Genomic DNA, 24,450 nt, shown 5'->3' with positions numbered 1-24,450 from the left:
TAATCCAGGTAAAAATTAATGCAGTACAAATCAATAATGCATGAAATTGACAATTAAAAAAAATTACTGGCAACTTTTTATTAACTGGCTGTTTACCTCTTTGCCCCAATTGGGATCAATTGCTGAAGCAGCAACAAAAGTTTCATATTTTTTTGCCGCTTCTGCTAAAATGGGTAATGCAGCGCTGCATCCACCACCAAATTGCTCTGGCGTATAGCGCAATCCCTGGCCAATTAAAAAATAAGGCCTTGGGTTTGTGGTATCCTGCATTTTGGCTTCTTCCAGGTATTGCTGGCTTATGGCGCCATATTCATTATAACGCACCATGGGGTTTACCAAAAAAATACTTGTAGCTATCATACTTTTTACACAGCTTATTTCAGAGTTTTTGGCATTCATGGCATCGGCTTTGTTTAGGTACTCCGTTGCCTTTGCGGCAATATCATCTACCAGGTCTTTGTTTTTTTCCAACTGCATATAGCCATAATTTACCTGGCAAAAGGCAGCATAGTAATAAGGCAGCCATTGTGTTTTTTCGGCTTCGCCAATGCGGTTAAAACTATTGGCCAAAGCTAGCATTGCCTCCGGGTTTTTAAAAGCAGAATCCAAACCCGCTAAATTTTTTTGCATGGCTGCTGTGTATTTATCATTTTGCTGCGCCAATGCCGGTATGGTAATGCTGCAAAGGATTAAGAAATATAAAATCTTTTTCATGTTGTGTAATTTTATTAATTATTGTTTGTTTTTTAATTTATTGTATTCGTTTTCTACCGAATTCATACGGGGAAAAATATAAGCACTTGCATAATGCATGGCCAGGCCAATACCCCAGCCCAGCGTTGTCCATATTGGCCAGGGAAAACCCGGAGCATGCACATTGTCTTTACTAAAGAACCATATAGCCCATAAAAATGCGTTTACCAGCACATAAGTAATTAAGTGTGTTTTAAAGCTTGCCCTTTTTTTGCAATTTCCCAAAGCTCTGGGTCTTTGCCTTCGGGGCTGTTGTTATACTGTGTCATAATTGTATTGTTTAAATTATTAAAGGTTTAAATTAATGGCATCTTCGGTTCTATCGGTTCCAAAACTTAAAAAATACCCGATAAAAACAAATCGTTTTGAAGGAGGTACAATGGCTTGTTTGTTACCGCTTATTGCCCCATACTCATAATTAAATACCTGTTTTTGGCCTAAAATATTATTGATGGATAATACCAATACGCCAAAAGTTTTGGCATCTTTTTTTCCAATATTAGGCAGGTAATTAAAGCTAAGGCTAAGGTTATTGTAATTAATAGTTTGCCCTTTATCGGCAACTATATATTTATTTTGAACCCCATCAAACACAATATTATAATATGGCCTGCCGGAAGCAAAACTGTAACTCATGTTAAAATTTGTTTTGAGCTTTGTTACAAATTTTTTCAACACAAATGAAGCAGAATGTTTTGCGGCAAAATTGGGCGTCATGCGGTTCGGAAAATTTAAAAAATCTCTTTGCGTATCTAAAAAAGAATAAGATATCCAGAAATCGGCATTTTTAATGGTTTTTTTATCTCTCAGGAAAATTTCTATCCCACGGGCATAGCCATTACCGTTGTTGCCGGTTACCTCTGGCTTTCCGTTATTGTTAAAGCCTGTTTTATAAAGATGGGCATAGTTCTTATAAAACAGTTCGGTTCTAAAAGTTCTTAAACTTGTCGTTTTTTGATACTGCAAAATATAATGGGTAGCTTTTGCATAGCCAACATTATTTGCTGCCGGCAAATATTCCGGTTCAGGCTTTTGATAAAAATCGCCGTAGGCAAATGAAATTTGATCTTTATGTTTTAATTTATAGGCAAAGGAAACCCTTGGTGCAATATTCCATTTCTCTATTAAAGCAGAATGCTCTGCCCTTAGCCCCAATTTTACGGCAAGGTTATTGGAAAGGTAAATGTCGGTTTCAGCAAAATTGGCCAGCAAATTATCTTGAACAGTGCCTTTGTATGTAGTGCCATCGTATTGCGTAAATACCGATTTTTCATTACTGTAAAAATAATCTGCGCCAAAACGAAAAGCGCTTAATCCGCCTAATTTTTTATCAACCACTACCCTTGCCTGTGTAAAAAATTGCCTGCTTATGATATCAAAATTTTTAAAAGCATAACCGGCCGGATTTTGAAATATTAATTTTTGATGGGCATCATTCTGCAATTGCTGGCCAAATTCTGTTTTGTTGGCATTAAAACTTAAGCTGGTAAAAAGTTTCCATCCATTGCTTAAATTTTGCCTCCAGTTGATGTTGTGGTAAGTATTGGGGTTTTTTAAGCTCAAAGCGTTTTTCAAACTTGCAGAATCTATATCGGCAACACGGTAACCCACTTTACCGGTACTGAAATAGCCATAATATTTAATGATGCCGTTTTTCTTTGTTTTAATCCTGAAATTTATATCGCCTTCGTGATAAACGGGGTTTTGAAAATAATCCTGCCTTTGTTTTATGATGGCAAAGGCTAAACCCAGGTGGGTGAAATTATACGAAAAGCCGTAGGACGATTTTTTATTTTTTGCCAGTTTTTGCAAGCCAGCACCTATACCAATAATATGTGCCGAAATGCTTGCTTCGGTTCTTTCGGGCATATCGTTACTTTCTAAAATTAGTGCAGATGAAAGCGCCTGCCCGTACAATGCCGAGTAGCCACCCGTACTAAAAACAGTTCCTTTAAATAAAAAGGGATTAAACCTTCCCCTCGATGCAATTCCAGGCGTACTGCTGTAAAAAAAATTATTTACCAGTGCGCCATCCATATAAATATTACTTTCTGTTGCCGTGCCGCCTCTCACAAAAAGGCCACCAGTTTCGCCTACCTGCTGTGTACCCGGCAGGGTTTTTAATGCGCCGGTAACATCGCCATCTGCCCCGGCGGTGGTAACAATATCTAAAGAGGTAAGTACAGTACCTTTCTTTTTATCACTTGCCTCAAAAGTTCCCGCTGAAATTACCACTGCTTCAAGGTCTGTTATTAATTTTTTTAATACTATATTATTTGAAAGGTCTTTATTGTCAATTTGCAAATTTACCATATATGAACCATAGCCTAAGCAGCTTGCTTCTAATAAAAATGACCCTTTTTCGGTGGTTTCAAAGCTATAATGGCCTAAAGAATCCGATGTAGATCCGTCATAAGTATCTTTTAAGCTAACACTTACACCAGAAATGGGCTTTCCCTTATGATCTTTTACGGTTCCATTTATCTTTACCTGCCCCATTGCCATTTGTATTAATATGATACCCAAAAAAACAAAAGAAAACCTCATTTTTAATTAATTTTACACAAACATAAAGTAGTTTATAAAATAAACCAAATTAAATTTTACCGCCACTTTTTAATCGCTGTAATAATCAGAAGCAAGATTGGGCAAAATTTTATCAACAAAATGATTATCAATTATTTACACTATTAAAACTCATAGATTATTACAAATTTTAATGCAGAAAAATTATCAACAATGGCAAAAATTATTTTTTTTGTCGGCTCAATTTGTAATTTAGCAATAGAATTTAATGGGTTAGTAAGTATAAAGGGTCATCAGTAATGTTGACCCTTTTACTTTTTAGTAACCCGGTTTTAAAATCAAAAACACACTTATAAAAATCACCTCTTCCAATAGTTTAAGAATGATTTTACCTTGAACTATTTTTCTTTTCCTCATTTTCGAATTCATTTACCAATTTTTCCAGGCTATTGTGTTCTTCTTTTTTTAAAAAAATTTAGATAAGCCCATTAATACAATTTCGGGTAAACTGATTTTGTGAAAGCAGTTATTTTAATAATGCGGTTCGCCAAATAAAAATAAGTATAAAGCGGTTTGGCTAACTTTACTTTATGAGTAAAACCAAGTCGGCTTTTTTTTGTCAGAATTGCGGGTATGAAAGTGCAAAATGGTTAGGCAAATGCCCGTCTTGTAACGAGTGGAATACTTTTGTAGAAGAAATCATCACAAAAACCGGAGCCAAAGATCCCAAAGACTTATGGAAAGATTACAATGGAAACAGCAACTCCAAAATTATATCACTAAGTAAAGTAAGCAGTGCCGAGGAAGAAAGGATAGTTACTACAGATACAGAGCTTAACCGTGTGCTGGGTGGCGGTATAGTACCCGGCAGTATTGTTTTAGTAGCCGGTGAGCCGGGCATTGGAAAAAGTACATTGTTTTTACAAAACGGGCTTCAACTCAATGCAATACGCACCCTTTACATCAGCGGAGAAGAAAGTGAGCAGCAAATAAAAATGCGTGCCGACAGGATTGGTATTGCCTCTGAAGAGTTTTATCTTTTGGTAGAAACCGATACCCAAAAAATTTTCCAGGAAATTAAAAAGCTAAAGCCGCAACTGGTTATTGTAGATTCCATACAAACGCTGCATTCACCCTTTGTAGAATCTTCGCCAGGGAGCATTAGCCAAATAAGAGAAACCGCAGCCGAGTTGCAGCGCTATGCCAAAGAAACCCAAACCCCGGTTTTTTTAATTGGGCATATTACCAAGGATGGAAATATAGCCGGCCCAAAAATTTTAGAGCACATGGTAGATACAGTTTTGCAGTTTGAAGGAGACCGGCACTATGCATACCGTATTTTAAGAACCTTAAAAAATCGCTTTGGCTCATCGTCGGAACTGGGTATTTACGAAATGACCAGCGCAGGTATGCGCCCCGTACAAAACCCCAGCGAAATTTTAATAACCCAAAAAGAAGAAGCTTTAAGCGGTATTGCCATAGCTGCAACTATTGAAGGCATAAGGCCATTATTAATAGAAACGCAGGCCCTGGTTACCCAAAGCGTTTATGGCACACCGCAGCGTACCGTAAGTGGTTTCGATTTAAGAAGGTTACAATTGCTCCTGGCAGTTTTGGAAAAAAGGGGTGGTTTTCATTTTGGCGTTAAAGATGTATTTGTAAATATTGCCGGTGGTATAAAGGCAGAAGACCCAAGTATTGACCTTGCCATTGTAAGCGCCTTGCTCAGCAGTTATGAAGATGTACCGCTGCCGCAAAATATTTGCTTTGCCGGCGAAGTAGGCTTAAGCGGCGAAATACGAGCCGTAAACCGTATAGAACAACGCATAGCAGAAGCAGAAAAACTGGGTTTTGAAAAAATAATTGTAAGCAGGTACAGTGCAAAAAATTTAAATAAGTTCCACCCGGGTATTGAAGTGCTGGCACTAGGCAAGGTGGAGGAGTTGTACCAATTGTTGTTTTAAAAAATTTTAACTATTAAAAGAGTAAATGCGTCTTAAAACGAAGGTAAATGATACCCTTAATTTTCTTAATCACTTAATGGTTTTTTAACAACTGAATACTTCAAGTAAGCGCTTACAAGCTACTTCAATTTCCTCCTCACTAATATTTAGTGGCGGCGCTATACGCAATGCTTCCGGAGCAAATAAAAACCAGTCGGTAAATATACCCTGGGCAATACAGGCGTCTATAATTTTCTTATTCTGTGCAAAATCTTCAAAGAACACTGCCATCATCAAACCCAGGCTATTTATTTTTTTAATTTTGGAATGCAGCAATAGTTTACGAAATAATTTTTCTTTTGCTGCAACTTTTGCAGGCAGGTTTTCTGCTATCAGCACTTTCATTGCCGCCATACCAGCAGCACAACTTACCGGGTGGCCGCCAAAGGTATTGATATGCCCCAGTACCGGATTGTGGGTTAAGCTATTCATTAAATTTTTATCGGCAATAAAAGCGCCCATTGGCATACCGCCACCCAAGGCTTTCCCTAATAGCAAAATATCGGGCACTATATTAAATTGTTCAAAAGCCCAAAGGCTGCCGTTACGGCCAAAGCCGCATTGTATTTCATCCAGCACCAATAAAGCGCCGGTTTCATTACATTTTTGACGTAGCCTATAAAGCCAATTATTCTTTGGAACAATTACACCGGCTTCTGCCTGTATGGTTTCGGCAAATACACATGCTGTTTGTGCTGTAATTTTTTCTACATCTTCTAAGTTGTTATACCGCAATTGTAAAATATCGGGCAGTAAAGGCCTGTAAGCCTGCTGCCAGTATTCGCTTCCCATAATACTTAAAGCACCTTGCGTACTACCGTGGTAAGAATTATTAAACGAAACTATTTGTGTGCGACCGGTTACCCTTTTGGCCAGCTTCATGGCGCCTTCTGTTGCTTCGGCGCCGCTTGCAGTAAAAAAAACCGAGTTGAGCGATGCAGGCAAATTTTCAGTAATTAATTTTGCATAATGCACCTGCGGACTTTCTATAAGTTCGCCATATACCATTATGTGCAAATATTAATCTGCCTGTTTTTTTTGGCTTCCACTACCTGTGGGTGACAGTGTCCAATATTGCAAACGCTTATTCCGCCAATGAGGTCAATATATTCTTTTCCCGCTGCATCCCACATTTTTGTTCCCTTAGCCTTTGTAATATGCAAGGCAAGCGGGGCTTCCGACGTTTGCCCTACATGCGCTAAAAATAAATTACGCAAACTGGCCTGGGTTATTGTTGTGTTTTTAAAGGATTCATCAGAAGACATATTGCAAAGGTAATTATGAAAGTAAAAAACGATAATGAACGTGTCAAAAAAAAACAAATATTATACTCAGTTCAATTGCTTTTCTTACTGGTGGCTCCAACTCCCAATATTGGGAAAGCCCCAGTAATCTGCATTTGCTACTTTAAAATCTTGCTTGTATCTATCCGGCACTACGGTTAAAAATGAGCCTGCAGCATATGAAGGAAATATTTCTTCATAAGTAGCCATAGATTGAAAAGAAACCCTGCGGTAAATATGGGATCGGGTAATATTTTCCTTACGTTCCAAACCGGAAGCGCCCAATAATTCCACCACACTTTTAATGGTATTCCTATGAAAATTGGCTACCCGCTGTTTTTTATCATCTACTACAAGCCCTACTGTGAGCTTAGTATCTTGTGTAGCCACGCCAACCGGGCATTTATTAGTATTGCAAAGCAAAGCCTGTATGCAGCCCACTGCCATCATCATTGCCCTTGCCGTATAGCATACATCGGCGCCCAGTGCCATGGCACGTATAATATGGAAGCCGGTGAGTATTTTTCCAGAAGCCAATATTCTAATATGCTGGCGAATAGATAAACCGGTGAGGATATTATGTACAAAATCCAATCCATCCAATAAAGGCGCTCCCACATAATTTGAAAATTCCTGTGGCGCTGCACCGGTTCCGCCTTCAGCACCATCCACCGTTATAAAATCTGGATAGCTATTTGCTTCCATCATGGCTTTACAAATGGCTATAAACTCACTTTTATGGCCAATACATAATTTAAAGCCTACCGGTTTTCCGCCGGAAAGCTGGCGGAGTTTGTTTATAAATTGAATGAGTTCTTTTGGCGTACTAAATGCCTTATGGTAAGGTGGGGATTCTACCAAAGTATGCGGCTTTATATGCCTGATGGCTGCAATTTCAGGAGAATTTTTTGATGCAGGTAAAATACCTCCATGGCCGGGTTTGGCGCCTTGAGAAATTTTTATTTCAATCATTTTTACCTGCGGCAATTGTGCTTTTTGCTGAAACAACTCGTCATCAAAATTTCCATCTTCGGTGCGGCAGCCAAAATATCCTGTACCTATTTGCCAAATAATATCGCCGCCATGTTTTAGGTGATGGTTACTAATGCCGCCTTCGCCGGTATTATGGGCAAAGCCGCCAATTTTTGCCCCGGCATTCATGGCCTCTACTGCATTTGCGCTTAATGCACCATAACTCATTGCAGCAATATTATAGATACTGCAAGAATAGGGTTGGCTGCATTCTTTATTGCCAATCATCACCCTGGGGTCTTGTTCTAATTTTTTAAAATCCTTTGGCGCCATAGAATGGCAAACCCACTCATAACCATCTGCATAAACATCCAGTTGGGTGCCAAAAGGCATGGTATCGTTTTCCTGTTTCGAGCGCTGGTAAATGGTTGAACGGTCTATCCTGTTTATTGGCCTTCCATCAATATCCGACTCAATAAAATATTGATATATCTTAGGGCGCAATTCTTCCATTAAAAAACGCAACCTTCCCAGCACCGGGTAAATACGCATTACCGAATGTTTTTTTTGAAACATATCGTAATATCCCAATAGGGTAAGCAAAAATATTATACCCAGCACCACATACCAGTTGGGTGAAAGATAAATAGCAAATAACAGGGTAACTACTATAAGTAATGTAGAAAGCAAAACAAAATTGCGTCTCATATAAGTCTATTAAGCATTTATAACGTTAAGGATTTTTAGGTTTTTTAAACCACCAGGCAACTGCCATTGTATGGTCATTCCTTTTTTAAATCCTAATAAAGCTACGCCTAAAGGTGAAAATACCGATAATTTTTGTTGCCTTACATCTGCTTCCTGTGGCAATGTGAGTTTTAGCGACCAGGCTTTTTTTGCCCCGGTATCTTCTACCACAAAGCTGGAGTTTAATTTGATGATATCCAAAGCCAGTTCATTATCGTCAACTTTATCGGCCCTTTCCAGTTCGGTAACTAATTTACCTATTTCTATGGTTTTAAAATCTGCCGGGCAGTTGGCAATTAATGTTTTTAGCACTTTGTAGTCTGTGTTGCTTATTATTGGTTTCATAATAAAAAATTTATGGACATTTATGCATGGATAGTTAAGTATAAATACTAAAGTACCAGGCAACAATACCAAGGTTAAAAAAAAATTTAATTGTAACGATTAACCCTCCGCTTCAAAAAAATAAAACTAAACGGAGGGCTTAACTGATGAAGGCTTTACTACTATTAATGAATGAACACAGCAAGCCGCAACAACTTTGAGTTGCAGTAACTATTGCAGGCTTATATAAATACTGTTTCATTATAAAATGGATACAAAGTTAACAAAAATTATCCATAATAATAAATGAAAAGTGAGTTTGTACTATATGGTAAAGAAAACCAATGCTAAAAAAGCAGGTTCAATAAAGATTATATCAAAAAGCGGTTTTCTCTTCCATAAATATTACAAAATGCGGTTTTATAAAATTAGTATATCGCTAAAATAGTTTTTTTCAACCCTTATCTTTGCAATTGCATGAACCTGGGTGTGTTGATGAATTTTTTTACTAGCGACCCCCGCTGTTTACAAATAGCGGAAAGTATTGTATTGCCCCATCCGCAACAGATACATCTTGCCGGAACTTATGGCAGTGTTTCCCAGTTTATTTTAGCTGCTGTTGCCGAAAGTTCAACAACCGCACAAAACCACCTCGTTATAGTAAAAGAAGCAGAAGATGCTGCTTACTTTCAAAACAGCCTGCAGAATATTACCGGTACGTTGGAAATTTTATATTTCCCCTCATCTTTCAAAAACAAAAAAAATTTTTCGCAGGTAAACAGCAGCCATATCATGTTGCGCACCGAAGCGCTTACTAAAATTGCATCAGGGGGAAATAAAAAAATATTAGTAACCCATGCAGATGCGCTTTTTGAAAAAGTAGTGCTTTCAAATACGCTTTTTGAAAATACGATTCATATTCAACAAGCAGAAGAACTGGATATTGATGCGCTGCTAGAAAAATGTGTTAATTATGGATTTGAAAAAACAGATTTTGTTTACGAACCAGGCCAATTTGCCATTAGAGGAGGCATTGTAGATATTTATTCTTTCGGTAATGAAAACCCTATCGTATTGAACTTTTTGGAAAGGAGGTAGATAGCATTCGCATTTTTAACCCCGAAACCCAGCTGAGCGAAAGAAAATTACTGCAGGTAAACATCATACCCAATATTGATACACAGTTTGAAGCCACGGAAAAAGTTTCGCTGCTTGAGTTTTTACCTTCTAATACTGTGTTGTGGATAGAAGACTGGGCTTATGTAAAAGAAAGGCTGGAGCAAATGGAAGAAGAAATGGATGTTTTCCTCCTGGGCAAAAGCCATGAACCGTTTGATCAAAATAATATTCCGGAAACTTTTGAAGTAAAGAAGGAACAACCTGCCTCTAAAGGCGATTTTATTTCGGCCAGGTTATTGGAGCAGCAGCTCATACAAAAACATATTATTGAGTTTGGAAAAAAAACTTCATTTAACGGTTCCGCTCAAAAAATACTTTTTAATACTGCGCCACAACCGGCTTTTAACCGCAATTTTTCCATGCTCATAAAAGACTTGCAGGAGCACGAAAAAAACCAATACAATATTTTTATTTTTGCCGACCAAGCCAGGCAGTTAGAAAGGTTGCACAGCATTTTCAGCGACCTGAAAGCCGAACTACAAATTACGCCCATACCCGTTTCTATACATGAAGGGTTTGTTGACCATGCCCTAAAACTGGTTTGCTATACCGACCACCAGATATTTCAGCGCTATCATAAATACAAAGTGAAACAGGCTTTTAACAAAAACAAAGCCCTCACTTTAAAAACATTAAGGAGTTGCAGCCGGGGGATTATATAACTCACATTGATCATGGCGTAGGCGTGTACAGCGGTTTGCAAAAAATTGATGCCAGCGGAAAACTACAAGAGGCCGTACGCATCCAGTATAAAGATGGCGACCTGCTTTATGTAAATATTTCATCCTTGCATAAAATAAGCAAGTACAGCGGCAAAGAAGGCAGCATTCCAAAAATGAATAAACTGGGAAGCGATGTATGGAACAAGCTTAAAGAAAAAACAAAAAAGCAGGTAAAAGATATTGCATCTGATCTTATTAAATTATATGCCGAGCGAAAAAAGCCAGGTGGGTTTTGCACACAGCCCCGATAACTACCTGCAAACAGAACTGGAAGCCAGCTTTATTTTTGAAGATACCCCCGACCAGGCAAAAGCCACCGAAGATGTAAAAAAAGATATGGAAAAAGAAGCGCCGATGGACAGGCTCATTTGCGGCGATGTGGGTTTTGGTAAAACAGAAATTGCCATCCGCTCGGCATTTAAAACCGTATGCGACAGCAGGCAGGCAGCCGTACTGGTGCCCACAACAATTTTGGCTTACCAGCATTACAAAACTTTTAGCGACAGGCTGGCCGATTTTCCGGCAACTGTTGATTTTATAAACCGCTTTAAATCATCCAAAGAAAAAAAAGAAACTCTTAAACAACTGGAAGAAGGTAAAATTGATATTATCATTGGCACACATGCTTTATTGGGTAAAGAAGTGAAGTTTAAAAATTTGGGGGTAATGATTATTGATGAAGAACAAAAATTTGGCGTTGCTGCAAAAGAAAAATTAAAACTATTACGCACTACGGTTGATTCCCTTACCCTCACTGCAACTCCTATTCCCAGAACATTGCAGTTTAGCCTTATGGGCGCAAGGGACTTAAGCATTATTAATACGCCACCACCCAATCGCCAGCCCATACAAACCGAAGTGATGGTTTTTAATGAAGACGTAATAAGGGATATTATTTATTATGAAACAGAAAGGGGCGGCCAGGTATTTTTTATTCATAACAGGGTAAAAGGGCTTGCAGAAATGAAAACACTTATACAAGGCCTTTGCCCCGATTTAAGTATTGCTTTTGCCCATGGGCAAATGAGCAACAACAGCGCATCAGGCAAAGAAATCAATACACTGGAAGATACCATACTGGATTTTATAGACCATAAATACGATGTGCTTATTTGTACAAATATTGTTGAAAGCGGCGTAGACATCCCCAATGTAAACACCATAATTATCAATAATGCTCACCAGTTTGGATTAAGTGATTTGCACCAGTTGCGTGGCCGGGTAGGCCGCAGTAATAAAAAAGCCTTTTGTTATTTGGTGGCGCCACCTATGAGTACGCTTACGCAGGACAGCCGCAAACGCTTAACAACCCTTGAGCAGTACAGTGATTTGGGAAGCGGTTTTCAAATTGCAATGAGAGACCTCGATATAAGGGGCGCTGGTAATTTATTGGGCGGTGAGCAAAGTGGTTTTATTACCGAAATTGGTTTTGAAATGTACCACAAAATACTCGATGAAGCCATTAAGGAATTAAAGCGAAAAGAATTCAGGGAAATTTTTAAAGAAGAAATTCAGCAGCAGGACAACTTTGTATCGGACTGTACCATAGATACCGATTTGGAAATATTGCTACCGGACTGTTATGTTGAAAGCATTACCGAAAGGCTAAGCCTTTACTCCAGGCTTGATAATTGTGAAACAGAAGAAGAACTAATGGCTTTTCATCATGAACTGAACGACCGCTTTGGGCCGGTTCCACCGCAGGCAGAAGATTTATTCACTACTGTACGCAGCCGTAAACTGGCCGTGGACATGGGTTTTGAAAAAATGCTTTTGAGAAACAATAACCTCAAATGTTTTTTTGTGGGCAACCCTGAAAGCCCTTATTTTCAAAGTGGTACTTTTAATGGCATATTGCATTTTTTACAAACCGGAACCAATAAAGCCCAATTAAAACAAGTAGGTAAAAACGGCATCCTCATAGTGAGTGATATCAACAACATGCAGGAGCTTTATAATTTTTTAAACAAAATGAGCAGGGCCGTTTCTGCCACATCAGCAGATTAACAGTATTGCTGCTGTATTTTATAAAACTTATTTTCTCTAAATGAGTACCCGGATTACTTTTACAAAATGAATTTTATAATAGCCCTCAAAATCACTTATTATCACACCAATATCATTTCCGCTAGCAGCATGGATAAATTTTAACTTCCTTTTATTTTCTGTAATAATACCCATATGGCCCACAATGCCTGATTTATTATTGGAACCGGTAAATAAAATAATATCGCCGGGCCTGGCATCTTTAAGGCTTATTTCCACACCCTCATAAGTATAATCCTTAGAAACCCTGGGTGGCTTTACTTTAAAATTTTTAAATACCAGATACACAAATCCCGAGCAATCTAAACCCCGGCCCGGATCTACCGAACCATATTTATACGGTGTGCCCAAAAAAGTTTTAGCATAACGTACCAGCTCATTGCGATCAATTTTCAAAGGTCTTAAAAACACCCTTGCTTTAGAAGATACTTTTGCCGGTTTAGCCGCAGGGCCATTAATAGTTGACTTTTTTAGTACTGTTACAACTTATCAAAAATAACCAAGCAAATAAAAAACATAGTATAAAGAATTTAACCTTCATAGTCGCAAAATTAAAAAGCCCATTTATAACATAAGAACGCCATTATTCTGATTAGTTTATATAAGCGTTGTTAAAAATGAAATGCACAATGCAAATTTAAAAAATCTTAAATTTATCAATTTGCCAACCCGGATAGCAATTTGCCTGCTGCCTCTATGGGAAATAGAACCATTTTTTTTCAGCGTATATTTGCAGCAGCAAAATAAAATTTTCAATTATTATGGAGTACAGGATAGAAAAAGATACCATGGGCGAGGTAAAAGTACCGGTAAAAGCCTATTATGGCGCACAAACTCAGCGCAGCATTGATAACTTTAAAATTGCACAGGACATCAATAAAATGCCACGGGAAATTATTAGGGCATTTGCCTATTTAAAACATGCGGCAGCAATAACCAATTGCGAAGCCGGTGTATTGCCCAAAAAAAAGGCTGACCTTATTGGAAAAGTGTGCAAAGAAATTTTAGACGAAAAGCTGAATGATTATTTTCCATTGGTTGTATGGCAAACGGGTAGTGGCACACAAAGCAACATGAATGTAAACGAAGTAATAGCCTACCGTGGACATGTACTTAACGGTGGCAAACTTACCGATAAAGAAAAATACCTCCACCCCAATGATGATGTAAATAAGAGCCAGAGCAGCAACGATACTTTTCCTACGGCAATGCATATTGCTGCCTATAAAGTTTTAATAGAAAATAGTATACCCGGAATTACCCGGCTACGCAACACTTTGCAAAAAAAAGGCAAGGGCTTTTAATAAAATTGTAAAAATAGGCCGTACCCATTTTATGGATGCAACACCGCTTACACTGGGCCAGGAGTTTAGCGGATATGTATCTCAGCTTGACCATGGATTAAGGGCAATAAAAAACGCATTGCCGCATTTAGGTGAGCTTGCCCTAGGCGGCACTGCAGTTGGCACTGGTATTAACACGCCGCCAAAATATGATGTAAATGTGGCAAAACATATTGCCAAACTCACCGGCCTGCCTTTTAAAACTGCAGAAAATAAATTTGAGGCATTGGCAGCCCATGATGCTATTGTGGAAGCCCATGGCGCTTTAAAAACCGTTGCCGTGAGTTTAATGAAAATTGCAAATGATATAAGGATATTAAGCAGCGGCCCACGCAGCGGCATTGGTGAAATTTTTATTCCGGATAATGAACCCGGCTCATCTATTATGCCCGGCAAAGTAAATCCAACGCAATGTGAAGCATTAACCATGATTGCAGCACAGGTAATGGGCAATGATGTGGCCATAAGCATCGGCGGAAGCAATGGCCATTTTGAACTCAACGTATTTAAACCAGTGATGATTTATAATTTTCTCCATAGCGCAAGATTAATTGGGGAGGGTTGTGTTTCTTTTAACGATAAATGTGCTGTTGGCATTGAACCTATTAAAGCCAATATTAAAAAGCATTTGGATAATTCGCTAATGCTGGTTACGGCTTTAAACCCCAAAATTGGCTATTACAAAGCTGCAGAAATTGCACAAAAAGCCCATAAAGAAGGAACTACCCTAAAACAAATGGCGTTAAAACTTGGCTATCTTACAGCAAAAGAATTTGATGAATGGGTTGTACCTGCAAAAATGGTAGGAAAAATATAAAATGATACCCAAAAAAAAGGCAGTTAAAATTAACTGCCTTTTTTTATTTCTATTAGTTAAAAGTTAAATCAAAAGTACAGGTGCTGCTGCCACCGGTTACCGAAAAAGTAAATGTACCTGCTGCTGCCGGTGTACCAATAGCCGTTAAAGTAACAGCCCTGGTTCCGGTTAGTGTAAAGTTTCCCGATGCCACAAAAGTTACCCCATTTACCGTATTGCTGGCAACAGTATATATTCCAGTTCCGGTTACAATGGCATCTACAGTTGCTGTATTGGTACCATTCATTGGCGTACCGGGTGTAAAAGTTCCGGCAGTTGAAAAATTGGCACAGGCACTTCCAGCACCAGCCATGGTAAATGTTGCATTTAAATTACCGCCCGAAGGTATAATAGTATATATAAAACTACATTTAGTAGAAAGGCTTAGTGTGGCTACATCTGCAGTTACTATTCCAGGTTGGGCGGGTGTGCCAAAACCACTTAAGGTAACCGTTTGAGGGCCTATTGCTGCAAAATATCCGCTACCGGTAAATATTACCCCGTTAACGCTTGGTACTGAAAGGCTATAAGTTCCTGGAGCCGTTACATTAACCATAAATGATAAGGTATTGGCTGCCGTAAGTGTAGTGCCTGCAACATAATTGCCATTTACGGTATATCCTGTACAATTTGCAGGGCTGCCATTGAGTTGAAATTCTGCTTCGGGAGTGGTTGCATCAATTGAATTAATACCAATTTTACAAATACTGCCGTTATATTTAATGGTCAATTCATTCAACTGGGCCAATGTGGGCCTACCGCCTCCTGTTAATCGAATTACCTGGTTGCCCGTTGCCTGAAAAACACCCACACCCCCTAAAATAAATCCCATTTACCGTATCAGATTTTACAACATAAGAACCTGCAGTAGTTACATTTACGGTTACATCTATATAGTTAGAAGTGTTTAAGGTTACGCCTACTTTATAAAGCCCGTTTACATTGCTGGGCAGGCAATCACCCGATCCTCCGGATTTTAAACTGCCACTTGATATGGAAGTTGCGCCACCTTCGTAACTGGTTTCTTTTTGACAGCTGGTATACAGGGTACCCACTAGGGCTAAAAAAAATATTGCTTTAAAAAATTTCATTGATTAAATTTTATGGCTAAGATATGTTTTTATGATTATAATACTTGTGTTTCATCGTTTACTACTGCAGTTGTTTCTACGGTTGAGCCTGTTTCTTTATGGTTTTGCTGCTTTAGGAAACGCTTTTGAAATAGCAATATTGTAATTACCCCAGTACTTATTGATGCATCTGCAATATTAAATATTGGCCTGAAAAATACAAAATCTTCTCCACCCCAAAACGGGAACCAATCGGGAAAATGACCGTTAATAACCGGGAAGTATAACATATCTACTACATTGCCATGTAAAAAACCAGCATAACCCTGTGCTGAAAACTGTGCAATTCCTTCATAACCAATATAGTGATTGAGTTGTGGATTGTACAACATGCCTTTGTCAAAAATAAGGCCATAAAAACAGGAGTCTATAAGGTTGCCTAATGCTCCGGCATAAATAAGCGCTGCACAAATGATAAACCCTTTGTTATAGTTTTTTTTAAGGATGCTGCCCAAATACCAGGTACCAAAAACCACGGCAATAATCCTAAACAATGTAAGGGCAATCTTTCCCCAGTTTCCGCCAAACTTCCAGCCATAGGCCATACCGGGATTTTCTACAAAATACAGTTGAAACCAATTGCCGGCCACATAACGGGTAGAATCGAGGGGAAAATTGGTTTTAATATAGATTTTAAATGTCTGGTCTATAATGAGGATAAGCGCAATAAGCAGAACTACATTAATCTTTTTCATAACAGGTGGCAAAGATAAGTGGATTGGATTTTATTGCCGTTGTAAAAGCTGTTAATTAGCTATCAAAAAAATTGCAGTAAAATTTATTATTCTTCATAATAAACCCTGCGTACCCGCTGAGAAACTCCACACAATATTTCATAAGGAATTGTACCCGCCCATTGAGCAATTTGTGACACGGGCAAATCCTCGCCAAATACAATTACGGTATCTTCTTCTTCGGCATTAATACCGGTAATATCCAGCATTAACATATCCATACAAACATTGCCAATTACCGGAGCCAGTTTTCCATTCACCAGCATTTTTCCGTTTCCATTTCCCAGCTGCCTAAAATAACCATCTGCATACCCAATACGCACTGTTGCAATTACAGAATCTTTATTTAAAACACCTGCCCTGTTATACCCAACAGTTTCCCCGGCCTTTGCATGATGTATTTGAGAAATGCTGGTTTTTAATGTGGTAACATTAAGCAATTGCTTTTGAAGTAGTGGATTGGCCTCAATACCATATAACCCAATACCCAGCCTCACCATATCTAATTGCATGGGTTTATACCTTACAATAGCAGCACTGTTGCCTAAATGTTTTAAAAAAGGATAAGTACAAGCCTGTGAAATTTCCGCAACCATTTCATTGTACGCATCAAACTGCTTAAAAGTAAATGCTTCCATTTGCAGGTTTTCGCTTGCCACTAAATGAGAAAAAACCGATTGGATATGAAACTGAGGCGTATTAAATATTTCATCTTTTAATTTTTCTATATCTTCTTTTTTAAACCCAAGGCGGTTCATGCCGGTATCCAGCTTTATATGCACTTTGTAAGATGCGATATGCTGCTGCTGCAAATAATTTTTAAAAGATTGAAATATTTTAAAGGAATAAATTTCAGGCTCCAGGTTATATTTTACAATATGGTCAAACCCGGCTTCTTCTGTATTCATTATCATAACAGGCAATACAATTCCTTCTTTTCTTAATTCCACACCTTCATCGGCATAAGCAACACCTAAATAATTTGTGCCAGCATGTTGCAGCAATGCCGCTACTTCATAGCTTCCGGCGCCATAGCCAAATGCCTTTACCATAGCCATCATTCTTACACCGGGCAATAACTGTTGTTTGTAAACATTATAATTATGCCTTAGTGCATTGAGGTTGATTTCCAAAACGGTTTCGTGCTGCTTTTGCTCCAGCGCCCTGCTTATTTTTTCAAACTGAAAAACCCTTGCACCTTTCAGTAATATAGTTTCATTGTGCAACTGCAATACAGGAAGGCTTGCAATAAATTCATCGGTAGAGGAATAAAATTTTTTGTTGATTATACCCGAAAAGGCTTTTGCATTTTTTTGTATTTGAGGCCCAATACCAATAAAGCGAAAAAGGTTTTTAGATAAAAGCAACCCGGCTATTTCCCGGTAAAGTGCAGTAGCTTCCCTGCCCGATTGCAACAGGTCGCTTAAAATTACCGTTCTGCGGTTATATTGTTCCTGCTGTTGCAAAAAATCAAGCGCAATACCAAAGGAATTAATATCTGCACTATAGCTATCGTTTATGATAGCGCAATTATTGATCCCCTGTTTTAGTTCCAGCCGCATTTCTACCGCACGAAGGGTTTTCATCCTTTCTTTAATAAAGCCCGGCGCTATTTTAAAATGCAGTAACACGCAAAAGCAGGTAATGGCATTATGTATAGATGCTTCATCTGTAAACGGAATAGTAAAACCCATTGGCTGATTTAGATAAACCATGCTTATGGTTGCAACCGTATTGTCGTGTTGTATATTTTTAACCCGAACCGAAGCCCTGCTGCTTTTTCCCCAGGTAAAGGTTTGCAAAGCTTTATTACCACCCGAAATAATTTTTTTTACAGCGCTGGAAACAACTTCTTCATCTTCGCAATAAATGAGCAGGCCGCAATTTTTAAAAAGCTTAATTTTTTCTTCTGCTTTTTGCTGCATGCTTTCAAACCCTTCGGCATGAGCTTCGCCAATAAAAGTAAAAATACCAAGGGTAGGCTGAATGATTTTTTCCAGTTTTTCCATTTCGCCAGGCAAAGAAATTCCGGCCTCAAAAATACCCAGTGTATTATGGCTGTTTATTTGCCATACACTCAATGGCACGCCTACCTGTGAGTTGTAACTTTTGGGGCTGCGTACAATATCATATTCTGGAGATAATACATGGTTCAACCATTCTTTTACAATGGTTTTTCCATTACTGCCTGTAATACCAATTACCGGAATATTAAACTGCAACCTGTGATAGCTTGCCAATTGCTGCAAAGCAGCCATTACATCTTCCACTATTAAAAAAAAGGCGCCTGTATAATTGGCTTCGGCAGCAAATGATTTGTTTACCACAAATGCCCGCACACCGTTTTGATACAGTTCTTCTATAAAAAACATACCGTTATTGGCTGCGCCGGATAAAGCAAAAAACAATGTTTTGTTGGGATATATCAATTTCCGGCTGTCGGTTAATAGCCGTGAAATTTCTACCGAAGGCAGTTGCCCTGCGGTTTCGGCATATATAATATTTGCAATTTTATGTAATGGATATGCCACCTGAACAATTTACAAATTTTTATTGGCATTATCTTCTTCAATACCCCTGCGCTTATGGTAAATAGAATATAAAATTGAAATTAAAATACAGGAAACAATCACTACAAGTGAAACCCAAACCGGCAGGTGCAGTTTTTCTTCATCAATACCGGCATATTTGAGCAAAGGCAATAGCATTTTTACACCTATAAACAGCAGCACTACACCAATACCCTGCTGCAAAAAATCAAATTTACCTGCTGCGCCACGCAACAGGAAAAACAAACTCCTGAGCCCCAGTACCGCAAAAATATTTGAAGAATAGATGAGCATTTTTTTGCTGGGATCGGGAATGATAGAAAAAACAGCCGGAATGGAATCTATGGCAAATACAATATCAATAAGCCCAAGCATAATTACTACAATAAAAAGTGATGTAAAATAAGTTTTACCCTGCCTGGTAATGGTAAGCCTGCCATTGGGTTCTTCATCTGTGGTGCGTAAAAATCTTTTTATTATCCGGTAGGCCCAGTTATCGGAAGGGTTAAACTCTTCTTCATCTGCCTTGCTAAACATTTTAACTCCCGTAAATACCAAAAACACACCAAATACAAACATTATCCATCCAAATCTTGCCACTAACTCGCTACCCAAGGCAATAAATACAATTCGAAAAACTATAGCCATTAATATACCCAACAACAATATCCTGGAATAGTTTTCGGGCTTTACCTTAAAATAAGTAAAGATGATAACGAAAACAAAAATGTTATCAATACTTAAAGACCACTCCAGTAAATAGGCCGATATATATTGTATAGCATCTTCCTGCCCGTTGCCACCAATATTTTCGTACCAAATAAATCCACAAAATGCAAAAGACAGCAATACCCAAAAAGCAGTTTGCAGCAATGCTTTCTCCAGGGAAATTTCTTTGTTTTTTTTACTCAGCAGGCCAAGGTCAAATAATAAGGCCAAAAAAATTACACAGGTAAAAACGATATAGGTAAGTTGGATTTTGTCCATAATTTAATCTTCGGTATTACATTTTTTATTGAGCATATCTTCTTTTTCGCAACCATCCAAAGAGCAAGGCAAACAAAACAACCATTAATACGGGAACTACAATATTAATGAGCTGCAGTTTAGATTTTTGCTGTTTTACTTTTTTAGTATCCAGCAGCCGTACAACATACTCTTTGGATTTTGCTTCCATTAAATTATTTTCATTTACCAGGTACTCCAGGCAATTTTCCAAAAAATTTCCATTGGCAAACGGTATGTCCCGCTGGGTACCATAAGTAAACGGGTTGGCGCCCATGGGCAATGGGTTGTTTTTAAATACAGAATTCAATACCATATCGCCATCGGCCACTACAATCATTTTGTTGCCCGAAACATTTTGTGGTAAAAACTGCAGGTTATATTTTGCCATGCTATCGCTCATTGCCTGCGATACCCTGTTGCGGTATAATGAAGTAAATTTGCCTTCGAGCAATACGGCTACAGGAATATGGGCTTTATTAAATTTTGCGTCTTCGGGTGCATTTACATTTTCTTTACCGCTGATTAATGCAGGTGTTGCAATAGTTCTTGAATGGGCAGACGAAGCCAGTAAAACTGTTTTGGTAATTCCTTCGGCAGCTACCGTATCTATTGAATTCACAAACCGGCCTGTTACAAATCCCAGGTTTTTGTTTATGGGATGGTTGTTATTGCCTTCAAACACCGGAAAATAATTCCACGGTAAATATTCAAACTGGCCGTTACCGTTTACATCAAAAGGCAAATAATCGCATTGCAGGTCCATAATCAAATCGGCATTTTGGCGAACACCATATTTAAAAAACAGGTCGTTCAGCTGCAGGTTCCTGTCATAAGCAACCACTTCATTTTTTATTTGGAGGCTATCCATTTCTGCATCGAGCCTGTCAATAAACCACAAAATTTTTCCCCCGTTCATTACATATTGGTCCAGCTTTAGCTTTTCTTCTTCAGTAAATGGCAGGGTAGGTTTTACCACAAGCAACACTGCAAATTCTTCGGGAATAAAGGGGTCGCTTGCCAGGTTACAAGCCTGCAAATTATAGTGGGCCTTTAAATAATTTTCCATTAAATCATAAATACGCATATCGTTGGGTTCTCCATTTCCCATGGCATAAGCCAGCATTGGCTTATGGGCCTGCGTAACTTTAGAAATGGCATTTATGATATTATATTCCAGCATTGCCTCTGCGCTACTCAGATCCTGAAAATATATTAACGGTGTTTTTCCCTGGTAAAGGGTTATGGGCAAAGATTTGTCTTTAAAATGAACCATGGCAAAAGGATACACAAACTGTTGCTGCTGCCCCTGCTCTACCTGCGATGTAAGGTTTATGGGGAACAAGCCTATGCCCGTAAGTGTATCGCCGTATTTTACATCGGTACCCGGCATGGTTTCGTTGGGAGAAATAAATGTGTATTGTATTTTATTGCCGGCCACTTCTTTAAATTCCATCAAAATATCATTGGTAGCTGCGCTGAGTTTCCTAAACCCACTGGGATAATTCCCTTTTAAAAAAACCTCTACGGTAACCGGATCTTTTAATTTTTGCAAAAGTTTTACCGTTGCATTGCTAAGGGTAAAGCGGTTTTCGTTGGTAAGGTCCATACGGGTATGCCAAACCGAAGCAGCCCAATTGATGCCAGCCAGTAAAATTAAAACTACCGGCAACCAAAGTTTACTATTAATGAGTTTTTTAATCATGAAGGGCGCTTAATGGTAGTTTTATTTATTCCGGATATTTTTTACAGTAATAAATAAAAAGAGAAAAATGATGCTGGCAAAATAAATAATATCCCTGCTATCCAACACGCCACGGCTGATGCTTTTATAATGAAAATCTATACCCAGCATTTCAATATAGTAATCGGCATTGCCGCTAAAAACTGGTAATTTGCTAATGCCGCCGAACCCAAAATATAAAATAAGGCAGGCAAAAACGCTAATTAAAAAAGCCACAACGGCATTGCCGGAATAACTGCTGCAACAAAGGCTTATGGCGGCAAAAACAGCGCCCAGCAAATACAGGCCTGTATAACTTCCCAATATTCCACCACTGTCAATATTGCCAGATGTACTCAGCGATTTTATGCTGACGATATAAATTAACGTAGGTACAATTACCATGAGTAATACTAGTAAAATGGAGATATATTTTCCCATTACAATTTGCCAGGTACTTAGTGGTTTTGTTTTTAAAATTTCAAAGGTTCCGGTCTTAAATTCTTCTGAAAAAAGTTTCATGCCAATGGCCGGCACAAGAAAAACCAAAACCCATGGAGCCAGTTCAAAAAGCTTATCGGCTGTGGCATAGCCGTAATCAAAAATATTACTGTCTTTAAGTACAAATAAAAAAATACCACAAATCAGTAAAAACAATATAATGGCAATATAGCCCGTAAGGCTGCTGAAAAACTGGTTAAAATCTTTTTTACAGAGGCTCCACATAGTTAAAAATTGCGTGCAATTTACTATTTAACAGGCGAACAAGGCTTTAATACAAACAAAAAAATACCCATGAAGCAGCAAAAAGATCAAATATTTTGTCAAAGTTACGTTAGCGGCCAACCGGCAGCAAACTATTTGAACATAGTTTACCAATGATTTAAAGGTTCAAATACCTGTTTGTTTACCCAAACCAACTGTGTCCCCCGTTATTTTTCGGGGGATTTTTTCATTTTCACCCGTTTGCTTTAACATTTTTTTGAGAACATGCATTTATGTAACCGGGGCTGTTTTGGCATCATGGTACAAAAATGACTGTTATGTATAAATCTATTATCATTGGCGCAGCCATAGCTATTATGGGATTTGCTGCCTTAAAAACAATTAATGAAAAAAAGCCCTCTGCCACTGCGCTGCAAACTAAGGCGCCGGTAATTACAGGCTGGTTAAATGATTCCCTTGTACCCATAATTCCCACAAATGTTAGTGGCTATAAAGGGTTAACCGTTACTAAAAAATCCAACCCCGTTAGTTTTAGTTCGGCATTGGATAATGATTATTACAGAACCGATACCATCAACCGCCATGCTTTTTTATATATTGATACCCATGTAGGTGAATTTATAAACGATAATGCCACAAAAGTTCCACTCAACCTCTCAATAGTTATAGACAGGAGCGGCTCCATGAGTGGCGATAAAATAAAATATGCAAAAAACGCAGCTTCCTATGTAATAGACCAGTTGCAAAGTAATGATTATGTAAGCCTAGTAATTTACGACCATGCAGTAGAACTATTACAGGCGCCGGTATTAGCAATAGATAAGGCTTCGCTTAAGAAAAAAATCAACAGTATTTTTCCCGGGGGAAGCACCAATCTTTGGGGCGGTACCGAAAAAGGATATGAACAGGTTAAAACCAATTATAAACAAAACTATATCAACAGGGTACTTTTACTGAGCGATGGCCTTGCCAATGCGGGCCTTACCGACCAAAAAGCCATTGCACTCAAAGTGCAGCAACACAAAGACAAAGACGGCATCACGCTATCTACTTTTGGCATTGGCCTTAACTACAACGAAACCCTCATGACCGATATGGCCGAAACAGGCGCAGGCAATTACTACTTTATTGAATCACCTGATAAGCTTGCCGGCATTTTTAGCAAAGAATTAAACGGATTAATGAATGTTGCTGCACAAAATACCGTGTTGAAAGTAAAAATTCCCCAGGGTGTTACTGTACAAAAAATTTACAATTCTAAGTACACGGTAAAGGGAGATGAATTACAATTTTTCCTCAGGGATCTTTTTGCCAACGATAGCAAAGGCATTATGCTCTATTGCAAAATAGATGACAATACTTATGCTAATTTAAAATTTATTTCTACGCTCCAGTTTACAAAAGCCGAAAACAAAGAAATGGTAACGCTGGAAAACGAGAACATACTTCACCCAATGCCTTCTTATGAAATTTACTCCAATACTTTTAATGAAAAAGTGATACAGCAGGCCATTCTCAACCAGGCAAATGAAAATATGGAAAAGGCACTTGCCGCAACAGACGAAGGCAATTACAATAAAGCCAGAATGATCACCAATAACAACAACAACTTTCTTAAATCAAATGCAAAGTATGTTTCCCAATCACCCGAATTAAAAAAGCTGGAAGCCGTAACCGTAAGCTATTCTACCCAAATGGCCGATGCGGAAACCATGAGCAATGAAGATAAAAACAGGATGCAAAAAGCCAGTAAAGAAAATAATTATAAAATACGCACAAAGAAACAATAATTGAATTTTGTACCATACATCCCTCCAAAACGGAGGGAT

General features: G+C 38.4%; 15 protein-coding genes and 3 pseudogenes. 4 read left to right on the top strand and 14 right to left on the bottom strand.

Annotated elements, in window-relative coordinates:
* Nucleotides 1-63: 63 nt before the first annotated feature.
* The 3 genes from IPO46_08055 to IPO46_08045 all read right to left on the bottom strand — a co-directional run bounded on the left by IPO46_08055 (nucleotide 64) and on the right by IPO46_08045 (nucleotide 3,300).
* Nucleotides 64-714 (bottom strand): hypothetical protein, encoded by a 651-nt coding sequence (locus tag IPO46_08055; GenBank protein ID QQS62084.1) that lies wholly within the window; start codon nucleotides 712-714, stop codon nucleotides 64-66.
* Nucleotides 715-732: 18 nt separating this feature from the next.
* On the bottom strand, nucleotides 733-978 hold the full coding sequence (locus IPO46_08050) for a 2TM domain-containing protein (GenBank protein ID QQS62083.1): 246 nt from the start codon (nucleotides 976-978) through the stop codon (nucleotides 733-735).
* Between the two features lie 63 nt (nucleotides 979-1,041).
* The gene (locus IPO46_08045; GenBank protein ID QQS62082.1) at nucleotides 1,042-3,300 is read right to left on the bottom strand and encodes a TonB-dependent receptor; all 2,259 of its coding nucleotides are present in this window, start codon (nucleotides 3,298-3,300) and stop codon (nucleotides 1,042-1,044) included.
* Between the two features lie 569 nt (nucleotides 3,301-3,869).
* Between IPO46_08045 and radA the strand changes: the two genes are divergently transcribed.
* On the top strand, nucleotides 3,870-5,243 hold the full coding sequence (gene radA / locus IPO46_08040) for a DNA repair protein RadA (GenBank protein ID QQS62081.1): 1,374 nt from the start codon (nucleotides 3,870-3,872) through the stop codon (nucleotides 5,241-5,243).
* Nucleotides 5,244-5,327: 84 nt separating this feature from the next.
* On the opposite strand, the pseudogene IPO46_08035 reads toward radA, so the two are convergent.
* The 3 genes and pseudogenes from IPO46_08035 to IPO46_08025 all read right to left on the bottom strand — a co-directional run bounded on the left by IPO46_08035 (nucleotide 5,328) and on the right by IPO46_08025 (nucleotide 8,629).
* A pseudogene (locus tag IPO46_08035) lies at nucleotides 5,328-6,547 on the bottom strand (aspartate aminotransferase family protein).
* Between the two features lie 84 nt (nucleotides 6,548-6,631).
* Nucleotides 6,632-8,245, bottom strand: coding sequence for an FMN-binding glutamate synthase family protein (locus IPO46_08030; GenBank protein ID QQS62080.1), 1,614 nt, complete (start codon nucleotides 8,243-8,245; stop codon nucleotides 6,632-6,634).
* A gap of 9 nt (nucleotides 8,246-8,254) precedes the next feature.
* Nucleotides 8,255-8,629: a GreA/GreB family elongation factor gene (locus IPO46_08025; GenBank protein QQS62079.1), complete on the bottom strand. Its 375-nt coding sequence runs from the start codon at nucleotides 8,627-8,629 to the stop codon at nucleotides 8,255-8,257.
* Between the two features lie 456 nt (nucleotides 8,630-9,085).
* Between IPO46_08025 and mfd the strand changes: the two are divergent.
* Nucleotides 9,086-12,516: pseudogene (gene mfd / locus IPO46_08020) on the top strand (transcription-repair coupling factor).
* Nucleotides 12,517-12,552: 36 nt separating this feature from the next.
* Here mfd and IPO46_08015 read toward each other — a convergent pair.
* Nucleotides 12,553-13,014, bottom strand: a complete 462-nt coding sequence (locus IPO46_08015; protein ID QQS64357.1) for a C40 family peptidase — start codon at nucleotides 13,012-13,014, stop codon at nucleotides 12,553-12,555.
* Between the two features lie 302 nt (nucleotides 13,015-13,316).
* Between IPO46_08015 and fumC the strand changes: the two are divergent.
* A pseudogene (fumC, locus tag IPO46_08010) lies at nucleotides 13,317-14,715 on the top strand (class II fumarate hydratase).
* Nucleotides 14,716-14,767: 52 nt separating this feature from the next.
* On the opposite strand, the gene IPO46_08005 reads toward fumC, so the two are convergent.
* The 7 genes from IPO46_08005 to IPO46_07975 all read right to left on the bottom strand — a co-directional run bounded on the left by IPO46_08005 (nucleotide 14,768) and on the right by IPO46_07975 (nucleotide 22,621).
* Nucleotides 14,768-15,586 carry a hypothetical protein gene (locus IPO46_08005; GenBank protein QQS62078.1) on the bottom strand — a complete coding sequence of 273 codons (819 nt, stop codon included), beginning with the start codon at nucleotides 15,584-15,586 and terminating at the stop codon, nucleotides 14,768-14,770.
* Nucleotides 15,510-15,845 (bottom strand): hypothetical protein, encoded by a 336-nt coding sequence (locus IPO46_08000; GenBank protein QQS62077.1) that lies wholly within the window; start codon nucleotides 15,843-15,845, stop codon nucleotides 15,510-15,512. Before IPO46_08000 ends, IPO46_08005 begins: the two co-directional genes overlap by 77 nt.
* Nucleotides 15,846-15,880: 35 nt before the next feature.
* The gene (locus IPO46_07995; GenBank protein QQS62076.1) at nucleotides 15,881-16,579 is read right to left on the bottom strand and encodes a lipoprotein signal peptidase; all 699 of its coding nucleotides are present in this window, start codon (nucleotides 16,577-16,579) and stop codon (nucleotides 15,881-15,883) included.
* Nucleotides 16,580-16,665: 86 nt separating this feature from the next.
* Nucleotides 16,666-19,158, bottom strand: coding sequence for a bifunctional UDP-N-acetylmuramoyl-tripeptide:D-alanyl-D-alanine ligase/alanine racemase (locus IPO46_07990; protein QQS64356.1), 2,493 nt, complete (start codon nucleotides 19,156-19,158; stop codon nucleotides 16,666-16,668).
* Nucleotides 19,159-20,154, bottom strand: coding sequence for a TerC/Alx family metal homeostasis membrane protein (locus IPO46_07985; GenBank protein QQS62075.1), 996 nt, complete (start codon nucleotides 20,152-20,154; stop codon nucleotides 19,159-19,161).
* Between the two features lie 25 nt (nucleotides 20,155-20,179).
* The gene (gene gldG, locus IPO46_07980; protein QQS62074.1) at nucleotides 20,180-21,877 is read right to left on the bottom strand and encodes a gliding motility-associated ABC transporter substrate-binding protein GldG; all 1,698 of its coding nucleotides are present in this window, start codon (nucleotides 21,875-21,877) and stop codon (nucleotides 20,180-20,182) included.
* A 21-nt stretch (nucleotides 21,878-21,898) separates the two neighbouring features.
* Nucleotides 21,899-22,621 (bottom strand): ABC transporter permease subunit, encoded by a 723-nt coding sequence (locus tag IPO46_07975; protein ID QQS62073.1) that lies wholly within the window; start codon nucleotides 22,619-22,621, stop codon nucleotides 21,899-21,901.
* Nucleotides 22,622-22,938: 317 nt separating this feature from the next.
* On the opposite strand from IPO46_07975, the gene IPO46_07970 reads away from it, so the two are divergent.
* On the top strand, nucleotides 22,939-24,411 hold the full coding sequence (locus tag IPO46_07970) for a VWA domain-containing protein (GenBank protein QQS62072.1): 1,473 nt from the start codon (nucleotides 22,939-22,941) through the stop codon (nucleotides 24,409-24,411).
* The last annotated feature ends 39 nt before the right edge of the window (nucleotides 24,412-24,450 follow it).

Source organism: Chitinophagaceae bacterium, from assembly GCA_016699815.1.
GTDB lineage: Bacteria > Bacteroidota > Bacteroidia > Chitinophagales > Chitinophagaceae > Ferruginibacter.
The sequence above is the reverse complement of the archived record's forward strand: the minus strand, read 5'-3'. Positions and strand labels throughout refer to the sequence as shown.

What these genes read in the sequence shown, in the direction of transcription:
- IPO46_08055 (QQS62084.1), bottom strand. Translation starts at nt 714, where the DNA reads ATGAAAAAGATTTTATATTTCTTAATCCTTTGCAGCATTACCATACCG.
- gldG (QQS62074.1), bottom strand. Translation starts at nt 21,877, where the DNA reads ATGATTAAAAAACTCATTAATAGTAAACTTTGGTTGCCGGTAGTTTTA.
- IPO46_07975 (QQS62073.1), bottom strand. Translation starts at nt 22,621, where the DNA reads ATGTGGAGCCTCTGTAAAAAAGATTTTAACCAGTTTTTCAGCAGCCTT.
- radA (QQS62081.1), top strand. Translation starts at nt 3,870, where the DNA reads ATGAGTAAAACCAAGTCGGCTTTTTTTTGTCAGAATTGCGGGTATGAA.
- IPO46_07985 (QQS62075.1), bottom strand. Translation starts at nt 20,154, where the DNA reads ATGGACAAAATCCAACTTACCTATATCGTTTTTACCTGTGTAATTTTT.
- IPO46_08030 (QQS62080.1), bottom strand. Translation starts at nt 8,245, where the DNA reads ATGAGACGCAATTTTGTTTTGCTTTCTACATTACTTATAGTAGTTACC.
- IPO46_07970 (QQS62072.1), top strand. Translation starts at nt 22,939, where the DNA reads ATGTATAAATCTATTATCATTGGCGCAGCCATAGCTATTATGGGATTT.
- IPO46_07995 (QQS62076.1), bottom strand. Translation starts at nt 16,579, where the DNA reads ATGAAAAAGATTAATGTAGTTCTGCTTATTGCGCTTATCCTCATTATA.
- IPO46_08025 (QQS62079.1), bottom strand. Translation starts at nt 8,629, where the DNA reads ATGAAACCAATAATAAGCAACACAGACTACAAAGTGCTAAAAACATTA.
- IPO46_08045 (QQS62082.1), bottom strand. Translation starts at nt 3,300, where the DNA reads ATGAGGTTTTCTTTTGTTTTTTTGGGTATCATATTAATACAAATGGCA.
- IPO46_08005 (QQS62078.1), bottom strand. Translation starts at nt 15,586, where the DNA reads ATGGGATTTATTTTAGGGGGTGTGGGTGTTTTTCAGGCAACGGGCAAC.
- IPO46_08000 (QQS62077.1), bottom strand. Translation starts at nt 15,845, where the DNA reads ATGAAATTTTTTAAAGCAATATTTTTTTTAGCCCTAGTGGGTACCCTG.